Raw genomic sequence first — 9,610 nt, 5'->3', positions numbered from 1 at the left:
GGGAAGGTGAGACCCCGCAAGCTTTGCTTGTGAGGCTCACCGCCCGCCCCACGGAAAGCGAGCATCCTGGAACGGAAATAAACCACCTTATTTCATAGCAACAAAGTTTACGAAAACAGCTTATAATAAAAATGATTATGGATTAGTGCTCTTACAATGTAGTAATAATGGGGCCTTCCTTTGTAAGGATAATTGTATGTTCGTATTGTGCCACAAAGCTATCATCAGTTAAATAGGTCCAGTCATCATCCTCAGATTGAAAAACTTCTTCTTCACGTGTAGAGATAAACGGTTCGAAGGCAATGACCATTCCTTCTTTCAGAATTTCGTCATCCCAGGGTGTGAAGTAATTAAAAACATGATCCGGCGCTTCATGAATTGAGCGCCCGATACCGTGGCCTGTAAGATTTTTTATAACCGTTAAACCATGCTGTTTCGCTACTTTGTGTGCGGCTTTTCCAAGCGCGCTTTTTTTTGCACCTGGTTTTGCCTTCTGAAGTCCCGCGTCGAATGCTTCTTTTGCAGCATCACATAGTTTTTGCAGAATCATTTCTCCCTTCCCAACCACAAAGGAAATGCCTGTATCTGCGAAATACCCGTTTTTTGAACCTGAAACATCAATATTCACGAGGTCCCCCTCCTGAATAGCACGTTCCCCCGGAATCCCGTGCGCCACTTCTTCGTTTATGCTAATGCATGTATATCCAGGAAAATCGTATTCACCTTTTGGTGCAGACTGTGCTCCTGCTTTTTCAAACATATCTCCTGCAATTTCATCAAGTTCTTTAGTAGTAATTCCAGGTTTGGTGCGAGAAACTAGTTCATCTCGAATCTCTCCGCAAATTTTACCAATATCTTTTAGTCCTTTAAAATCTTCTTCAGTCTTTGCAATCATCTTATATCCTCACTTTATAAAGTATCTTATAGTTAGTATTCCATTTAGACTTTAGCATAAACAGAATGACTTTCATATCCATAAATAGAAAGGTAGATACTAATACCAATAATGCGTATATTTTACTTCCTTGCTCAGTAAATAATCCCTTTAGGTTTCAGTGATACCGATAGAAAAATGCACATCTTTTTCATGTGGTTCATCCAAGTTTATTGAAGGCCTTTTTGCCAATTTATCCTTTCAGAAATTTTAATTAAATTTTAATACCATCTTAATAGCAATTGTTTATAATGAAGCAAAATTATCTATTCTGCATTGAATTCACAAGGAGCTGATTTTCCATTAAACCTGCAACTAATTCTTCGAAATCTAAAGGCTTTCTTTCATTTTATATTCCTAATCCAAAAGAAAGAGTATTTACAAGTTTAGCATTGGCAGGGGCAGGTATCCTGCTGGCAGCTGGACTATTGTTTACCTATGCTGACTATCACACTTTAATGCATAGTGATAGTCATTGGTATAAGGGTATTTTCAAACAGCTTGGATCTATAGCGAGGATAGGTTTCTTTGCAGCAGCAGCTGTTTACCCGGTTTTTCTGCTTCTAAAATGGAAAAAGCTAAAAAAAGCTGAGTGGAGAAGTTTCAAACCAGGAAAGGTACTGCATATTCTGGCTAAATATGTGCGGAAGTGGCATGCTCCCATAGCACTGGTTTCAGCGGCTCTGGTTTTGCTGCATGGCACATTGGCCATATTAAGGGGCTTTACCCTTGACTTTACTTATATGACAGGAATGCTGGGAGTAATTGTATTGGGGTTCCTTTCTATTATGGGATTTAAGCGTTTCAAAAGAAACGATAGAAAACTCCATTTTAAGCTTGCAATTGTGTTTATTCTTGTTTTTATGATTCATGCAACTTTTGCATAAACATTATTCAGACATAATATGTAAAAATAAAAAGCAGCCTTTCCCCGAAAAACAGAAAGGCTGCTTTTTATTATACGAACATATTAATTATCAATACTCCCGCAAATGCAACAAACGAAAGAATGGTTTCTAATACCGTCCATGTTTTAAATGTTTCTTTCACGGATAATCCAAGATATTCCTTGACCATCCAGAACCCTGCATCATTGACATGCGAGAACATCAGTGAACCAGCCCCGGTAGCGATTACAAGCAATTCAAGATTGACACCTGACATATGCTCGATAACAGGGGAAACAATGCCTGCTGCAGTTGTTAAGGCAACAGTAGCTGACCCTGTAGCAATCCTGATCAACCCGGCAATAAGAAATGCTAATACAAGCGGAGACAGCGAAAGGTTTTCGGACATTTGAGCTATCGTCGTACCTACACCGCTATCAATCAAAATTTGTTTAAATCCGCCGCCGGCTCCGATAATCAGCAAAATTGAACCTACAGGAAGCAAGCATTCCTCTGTATAGCGTTTAAGCAGGTTTTTGTCCCTTCCCTGGCGGAAGCCAAGGAAATAAAATGCTGCAAAACATGCAATCAAAAGTGCGATAAGCGGACTGCCGATAAATCCAAGAAATTTAACAAAAGCTGCTGCGAGATGCAAATATGGAGCAACTGCAGAAAGAACCATTAAGATGACTGGAAGAAGAATGATGAAGAAAGAAATACCTGTTCCAGGCAGCTTTTTGGCAGTTGCATTTACCCGGATCAATTCTGGCTCTCCTTCTGGAACAACCCGTTTATGGATCCAGCTGGCAAATATAGGCCCTGCAATGATTGCAGTAGGAATGGCAATGATTAAAGAATAAAGAAGCGTTTTCCCGACATTTGCATTGTAAATTCCGATTGCAGCCATTGCTCCGGGATGCGGAGGCACTAGCCCATGGACAACAGATAATCCGGCAATAACCGGCAATGAAATCAGTAAAATATTTTGTTTAGTTGTTTTGTGTATGGAAATAACCAGTGGAAGCACAATCAGAATGCCTACCTCGAAGAAAACAGGAATACCAATGATAAATCCTGACAAAAGCATGGCCCATGGCAGTTTTTTGACACCGAATTTACGGACAAAAAAGTCTGCAACCTGTATCCCGGCACCGGACTCTGACATCATCTTTCCTAATATGGTCCCAAGTGCCAAAATACCGACAAGATGTCCGAGAACCCCTCCCACACCTGTTTCGAAGCCGCTTACAATTTTATCCCAGGATAGCCCGGACACGATGGCAAGGAATAAGCTCGCAACGGTTAAACTAATAAATGCATGCCATTTCCACCATGACACACCTAAAATAACAATGGCGATAGCAAGCAGTGTAGCAATTAAATGGTATATATGTGTATCCATGCGCAAATTCCGCCTTTCACTTAAAAAGTTACCACTGACTTTATTGAATAATATTACAGTACAGTAAAATATGAGCTAATATTTCTCGCTTAAATAGTTGAAAGCATTTTCAGCGGCTAATGAAATTATATGAAAAAAATTTTCTTTAATCAATTACTTTGTTCGAAAAAAAATTATTTATCCATTTTTCATAAAATCTAAAAGAAAAAGACCGGAAATGCTTCCGGCCTGTTCGGTAAACTATATATAACCAGGATGAGAAAATCACACCCAGTATGTCAATTGGCAGTGTAACAGCGAATAATTTTAATTAAGCAGTAACAAGTTCCTTGCAGTTCTGATAGATCTCCATTAGTTCTCTATCGTCCATAACAGCAACTTCTGATTCTGTAATTCCAGTCATTGAGTCCAAAATGGCCCTCTCTTTTTGGAACCTTTCTCTCTCTTTTAAAAAATAATAACCAGCAACTAACATTCTCATTCTCTCCTTCCATCTTACTAGAGTATTATCGACGGCTGTGAAGAGTTTTTTACCCATGATTCATTTTTTTCTTCTATAAAAATCCATAAACTGAATGAAATCAGGATAATACAACCGACTTCTCTATGTGTGTGGCCGTTACCCTTAAATTAGGGACTGGCACATCTGCACCACCTGTTGTGAGCAGCTTTACCGCAAGATAAGGGAAATTGATCCCCGAGAGAGACGAAATATGCAGACCGCCAGACATCCGCGGATTAATCTCAAGCAATTTAGGAACACCTTTGCTGTACTTGACCTGAATATTAAAGACATATGGGATATTCAGCTCTTGGTTTACTTCAAGGGCAATCTGCATAAGCTCAGGCACATTCTCCAGGCTTCTTATTCTTCCGCCCGCTTTTTTCCTTGGAACGGCAGCAAGCAGCTTTCCATTGAATGCCAGGCAGTCGATGCTGTATTCATATCCTTCTAAATACTCCATGACTATCAGGCTATCAAATTGCGGGACTGTCAATAGGATTTCATACACATCCTCGTAAGCCATTTCATGGCTCAGATGGCCAAATAAATCCTTTATTGAATCCTTGCTGCCCCGAATGATGCGAAAGCCTTCACCGCCCCTGCCGCTGTCCGGCTTCAGGCACACTGTCTTCCCCTTCGCTTTCAGCATTTGGTATGCCTCGGTAAATTCCTTTGCGGTATTAACTACCCTATACTCAGGCACCAATCTTGTCAAGGCATTGCGGCTGAATTTTTCATAGAGTTTTCCTTTATGTGAAATCATGTCCATAAGTGAATAATTATCACTTACCAAAACAGAAATGCCCGCTGCATGGAACCTGCTGATAGATCCAGAAATCGCCAGGGCATGATGATAGGGAATAAAAATATCAATGTTATGTTTTAGGCAGTAATCCAGACAAAACTGAACATATTCCTCCTCCTCAAGCTCAGGTTCCGTTTCTGAGTGATCACAAACCTGAAAATAAACGGTATCTTCATTTGGATGGGTTCCATAGATTTGATAAGCCACACCATCGTCATTATATTTAATTGCCTCAATAAAATGATAAGCAGCAGAAAACCAGCGATTAAACCAAATTCTTTTTTTCATTGATTACTAATCCCTCTCTATGAAGTATTTCACTTCTATCATATTCCAAATATTCGTATAATTAAACATAAAAAAAGGGAATCGGCATTTGTACCGATTCCCTTTTCCATATATATTAGTTTTCTTTATTTAAATTATATTTTTCAATGAATTTTTGGGCTCTGCCGCCTTGGTCGGCAAACTTCTGCCTGCCTGTATAAAAAGGATGCGTGTCTGAGCTGACCTCTACCTTCAATAGCGGATAGGTATTTCCATCTTCCCATTCAACAGTTTCCTGAGAAGTCTTTGTAGAGCCGCCTATGAATGAATAGCCGCTGTTTGTGTCCATAAACACTACTTTCTTATAATCAGGATGTATGGTTTCTCTCAAGATAATCACCTCATTTTTAGATTATATACATAGTATAACCGGAATGATTACGATTATCAAATGATATGCTCCACACTTTATGGCATCTCCAAAAATCCACATCACTTACAGTTTTTATACTTAATTCCCTGTTAATCCAGAATTAAACTGGTCAATCAAAAGATAAAGCTGCCTTTATCATGGATTGCGCATAAGATTCTATGGCTTTTCAGATAAAATCCCTAAATTATTAATGAAAGACTCACATTTTTCAACCAGTGATTGAAGCCTCTTATATTCCAGGGTAACGACAACTTTCCCAAGATCGGTAAGGATATAGCTTTTTCTTCGTTCCTGCTCGTTCTCCTGTCCATCTATTTTCACAATAAGTCCTTCTTTTTCAAGCTTGCTGAGTACGCCGTACAGCGTACCAGGACCGAGTTTTACTTCTCCATTGCTCATTTCCTCCACTCTCTGCATAATGCCATATCCATGCAGCGGCTCTCCTAAAACAAGCAAAATATAAAAAGTGGAATGTGTAAGCGGCAAGTAATTTTCAGCTTTCTTTCTCATCATTAAGCCCCCTAGCGTTGCTTCGAACTGCCATATATCGTCTAGCGATATATTAATCCTTTTATTGGTACAAATCAATCATGCTAGAACTAAAATCCTCTCCCGGAAAAGGAATATCAGCAAAAGTGAATGGCGTACACAGCCGGAAAATGAAAAAAGGAAACAAAATGTTCCCTTTTTCCGGTGTCCGCCCGCTAAATAAATTCATGATATCGATTTATCCAGCTGGCTGCTGTAAAGTCCATAATAAAATCCTTTTTTATTTAAAAGCTCTTCATGTGAGCCTCTTTCAATAATCCGCCCCTCCTGCAGGACAAGTATTTGATCTGCCTGCTGAATGGTGTTCAGCCTGTGGGCAATCACAAAACTTGTTCTTCCTTTCATCAGGCGCTTTAGTGCTTCCTGGATCTTCAACTCTGTTATTGTGTCAATGCTGCTTGTTGCTTCATCCAGGATCAGAATTGAAGGGTCTGCCAATAGTGCGCGTGCGATGGAAAGGAGCTGCCTTTGCCCCTGTGAGATTCCTCCTCCATCCTGTTTAAGAACGGTTTTATAGGAATTGGGAAGTTTGGTGATAAAAGAATGGGCATTTGCCATTTCTGCAGCTTCCCTGACTTCTTCATCCGTTGCATTCAACCTTCCATACCGGATATTTTCCATGATTGTTCCCTGGAAAAGGAACGAATCCTGCAGAACAAAACCCATATGACGGCGCAGACTGGCCCGTTTAGCCTCGGTAATTTCATAACCGTCGACGAAAATGCTGCCTGAATCAGGCTCGTAAAATCTTGACAGCAAATTAATGATCGTGGTCTTACCCGCTCCCGTCGGTCCCACAAGCGCCACTGTTTCTCCCTGTGACACATGGAAGGAAACATCTTCAATAGTGCTGCTTCCTTTTTCATAAGAAAATGATACATGTTCGAAATTTACTTCGCCCTCTATTTTTTCAAAAACGAGGGATTTCTTTTCATCCTTCTCCTCAACTTCTTCATCTAATATTTCAAATACACGCTCAGCTCCTGCAATTGCCGAAAGCAGGGTATTAAACTGGTTGGCCAAGTCGTTCAAAGGTCGTGTGAACTGCCTGGAATACTCGGTAAAAATAACAATAACTCCAATTGAAATCATCCCTTTTACCGCAAGGAACCCTCCTACTCCCGCAATGATCGCAAAGCTGAGATTATTCAGTGTGTTCATCAGTTTGGGGATGAAACCCGAATAGGCCTGGGCAAGATAACCGGATTTTTTTAGCTTTTCGCTTTTGGCAATAAAGTCAGCGGTCACCTTTTCTTCTTGTGAAAAAGCCTTAATAATCCTCTGCCCTGACATTGTTTCTTCAATAAATCCGTTCAGCTCGCCAATGTTGCGCTGCTGCTGCTGAAACAGCCTGCTTGTTCTTGCGGTAATCCACTTCATGCCGAAGAACATCAGCGGCACGATCAATAAAGTGAGCAGGGTGAGCAATGGGCTAAGCCATAACATTACACTGATCGTGCCCAATAGAGTAAGAAGGCTTGAGAATAGCTGGATGACTGAGCTGTTTAACGTTGAACTTACGTTTTCAATATCATTGGTAACCCGGCTCATCAGTTCACCATGCTGACGCTTATCAAAAAACGGAATAGGAAGCATGTGAAGATGCCTGAACAGCTGATTCCGCATCGTATACACCGTTTCCTGGGCGATTCCAATCATCCAATAATTCTGCAGCCAGGTAGTAAGGGAATACAGGATGTAAACGAGAAGCAAACCACAAAGCAAGCCAATAAGCCCGCTGCTGTTTTTTTCCACAATATTATGATCAATAGCCCTGCCGACAAGGTATGGACCAAGCAACCCGAATGCTGAGCTTGCTACGACCATAAGCAGGACAAGTGCGAGCATTCCTTTTTTTACGGCCAGGTATTTCCAGATCAATCGAATCGTTCTCATGGCGTTTTTTGGTTTCGAATTTTTATTTTTGCCTGCATTAGAAGGATGAGCTATTCTTCTCAATGTGCATGCCCTCCTTTCCAAACTGTGATGCGGCAATCTGCTGATACAGTTCATTCCCGCTTAACAGGGTTTCATGCGTTCCTTTTGCAATCATTTCCCCGTCCTGCATAAGAAGTATGGAATCTGCTGCCATTGCTGTGCTGACTTTTTGGGTTATGATCAATATGGTTGATGTATATTGATTGAGTGCTGTTAAAAGCTTTGCTTCTGTTTTCAAATCCAGTGCGCTCGTACTGTCATCCAAGAGCAGGATTTTCGGGCGCCGCACTAGTGCTCTGGCAATGGAAAGCCTCTGTTTTTGCCCTCCAGATAGATTAACGCCTTTTTGGCCCAGCAATGTATCATACTGGTTAGGGAGCTTCATGATTGACTCGTGAATTTGAGCATTTTTGGCTGCTTCCAATATTTCTTCAGAAGATGCCCCTTCCTTTCCCCAGGCAATATTCTCCCTGATCGACCCTGAAAAAAGAAGGGCTTCCTGTGGCACATACCCGATCTGCTTACGAAGATGATCAAGCTTAAATGACTTTATATCAAGGTTATCCAGCATAATGGTTCCCTGGTTCACATCAAAAAGACGGGGAATAAGCTGGAACAGCGAGGTTTTTCCAGAACCAGTGGCACCTAGGATGGCCACAGTCTCCCCTGCTTCTGCAGTGAAGCTGATATTCTTTAAAACAGGTTCTTCGCTCCCAGGATACGAAAAGAAAACAGATTGAAATTCGACCTTTCCCATATTCACATCATTGTCTGCCCTGCATTCTGCTGTGTCCAGCAAATCAACTTCTGTGTCAAATACTTCATTCACCCTCTCAACGGAAGCCTTGGCTCTTGATAATGACATGATCAGCCAGGAAAAAACAGAAAATGATGCTGTTATTCTGGTAGCATAATTCACAATCGCCACTACTTCCCCGACTTTTATGTCACCAGTTTGGATATGCTTTGATCCGATCCATAGAATGACGAGAACAGAAATATTCATCACCATCAGCAAAACAGGCATTGTGGTTTCAATAAGACGGAGTGATGAGGACGTTTTTTCTCTTAAAGTATCGTTCGCCTTATCAAAACGGTCTTCTTCATAATCATTGCGGAGAAAAGCCTTAATCAATCTCATCCCGGTCAGATTTTCACGCATCACACTATTGACGCCGTCCAGCTTTCCCTGAACAGTTCGGAATAGCCTTCCAGCATGTTTCATCACTTGAGAAATAAACAAAACAAGGATAGGGATGGAAATGACCAATACGAGCGCTAATTTCGCATTCACAGTCAATGCCATAATGGCTCCTCCTATGACAATCAAGGGCGCCCGCATCATGATCCGCAAGCTCATAAAAACCGTGTTCTGAAGGACGGTCACATCATTCGTCATCCTTGTAATCAAGGATGACGTAGGAAATTTTGTTAAGTTGGTAAACGAAAATGATTGAACCTTCTCGAATAATTGCTTTCTAATGTCATAACCAAAGCTTTGTGAGACATGTGAGGCAGTGAAGGAATTGATGATTCCACCCGCAAATGCAAACAAAGATACCCCTACTATTACCATTCCCCATAGCATGACCACCGATAAATCCTTCTTCAAAATACCCTCATCAATGATCTTTGCCATTAACAGCGGCTGAAGCAGTTCGACGCCCAGTTCAACAAGCATTAAAATGACGGCAAAGCCCATCGGGATGCGATAAGGCCTTAAAAACGAAAAAATCTTTTTCATGTCTGTCACCATTCTCCCCAAAGGCCAATAGGGATCCTTTCATCTTCATGTCATTATTTTAAAAGGCTCATTTCTTAAAGATTGTTGTTTTTTAATTGTTCTGTGAATCTATCCAGTTGTTAAACTAGGTTGATTGGAGTGTAAGG

Annotated in this window: 9 protein-coding genes; 1 reads left to right on the top strand and 8 read right to left on the bottom strand. The window is 40.9% G+C overall.

Translation table 11 applies throughout. The features are described from left to right. Positions 1-151 precede the first annotated feature (151 nt). On the bottom strand, positions 152-895 hold the full coding sequence (gene map / locus BIV59_RS17790) for a type I methionyl aminopeptidase (protein WP_071352800.1): 744 nt from the start codon (positions 893-895) through the stop codon (positions 152-154). Between the two features lie 431 nt (positions 896-1,326). Between map and BIV59_RS17785 the strand changes: the two genes are divergently transcribed. Next, positions 1,327-1,821 carry a hypothetical protein gene (locus BIV59_RS17785; RefSeq protein WP_071352799.1) on the top strand — a complete coding sequence of 165 codons (495 nt, stop codon included), beginning with the start codon at positions 1,327-1,329 and terminating at the stop codon, positions 1,819-1,821. A gap of 70 nt (positions 1,822-1,891) precedes the next feature. Here the strand turns inward: BIV59_RS17785 and BIV59_RS17780 are convergent, their stop codons facing one another. From BIV59_RS17780 to BIV59_RS17755, 7 genes are all read right to left on the bottom strand, one after another. Continuing rightward, on the bottom strand, positions 1,892-3,223 hold the full coding sequence (locus tag BIV59_RS17780; RefSeq protein WP_071352798.1) for a GntP family permease: 1,332 nt from the start codon (positions 3,221-3,223) through the stop codon (positions 1,892-1,894). A gap of 310 nt (positions 3,224-3,533) precedes the next feature. Further along, positions 3,534-3,698, bottom strand: a complete 165-nt coding sequence (locus tag BIV59_RS23810; protein WP_170846189.1) for a hypothetical protein — start codon at positions 3,696-3,698, stop codon at positions 3,534-3,536. A gap of 106 nt (positions 3,699-3,804) precedes the next feature. After that, on the bottom strand, positions 3,805-4,821 hold the full coding sequence (locus tag BIV59_RS17775; protein WP_071352797.1) for an ATP-grasp domain-containing protein: 1,017 nt from the start codon (positions 4,819-4,821) through the stop codon (positions 3,805-3,807). A 115-nt stretch (positions 4,822-4,936) separates the two neighbouring features. Further along, the gene (locus tag BIV59_RS17770) at positions 4,937-5,191 is read right to left on the bottom strand and encodes a type B 50S ribosomal protein L31 (RefSeq protein WP_071352796.1); all 255 of its coding nucleotides are present in this window, start codon (positions 5,189-5,191) and stop codon (positions 4,937-4,939) included. A 198-nt stretch (positions 5,192-5,389) separates the two neighbouring features. Next, on the bottom strand, positions 5,390-5,743 hold the full coding sequence (locus BIV59_RS17765) for a PadR family transcriptional regulator (protein WP_071352795.1): 354 nt from the start codon (positions 5,741-5,743) through the stop codon (positions 5,390-5,392). 204 nt (positions 5,744-5,947) lie between these two features. Continuing rightward, positions 5,948-7,678 carry an ABC transporter ATP-binding protein gene (locus BIV59_RS17760; protein ID WP_139194411.1) on the bottom strand — a complete coding sequence of 577 codons (1,731 nt, stop codon included), beginning with the start codon at positions 7,676-7,678 and terminating at the stop codon, positions 5,948-5,950. Between the two features lie 37 nt (positions 7,679-7,715). Then, a complete protein-coding gene (locus BIV59_RS17755) occupies positions 7,716-9,464 on the bottom strand; it encodes an ABC transporter ATP-binding protein (protein WP_071352793.1) in 1,749 nt (582 codons plus the stop codon). Positions 9,465-9,610 lie beyond the last annotated feature (146 nt).

Origin of the sequence: Bacillus sp. MUM 13 (assembly GCF_001866725.1) — a bacterium.
In the GTDB taxonomy this organism is placed as follows: Bacteria; Bacillota; Bacilli; order Bacillales; family DSM-1321; genus Peribacillus.
Note: the sequence above shows the minus strand (reverse complement) of the source record. Positions and strands in the feature narration are given on the sequence as shown.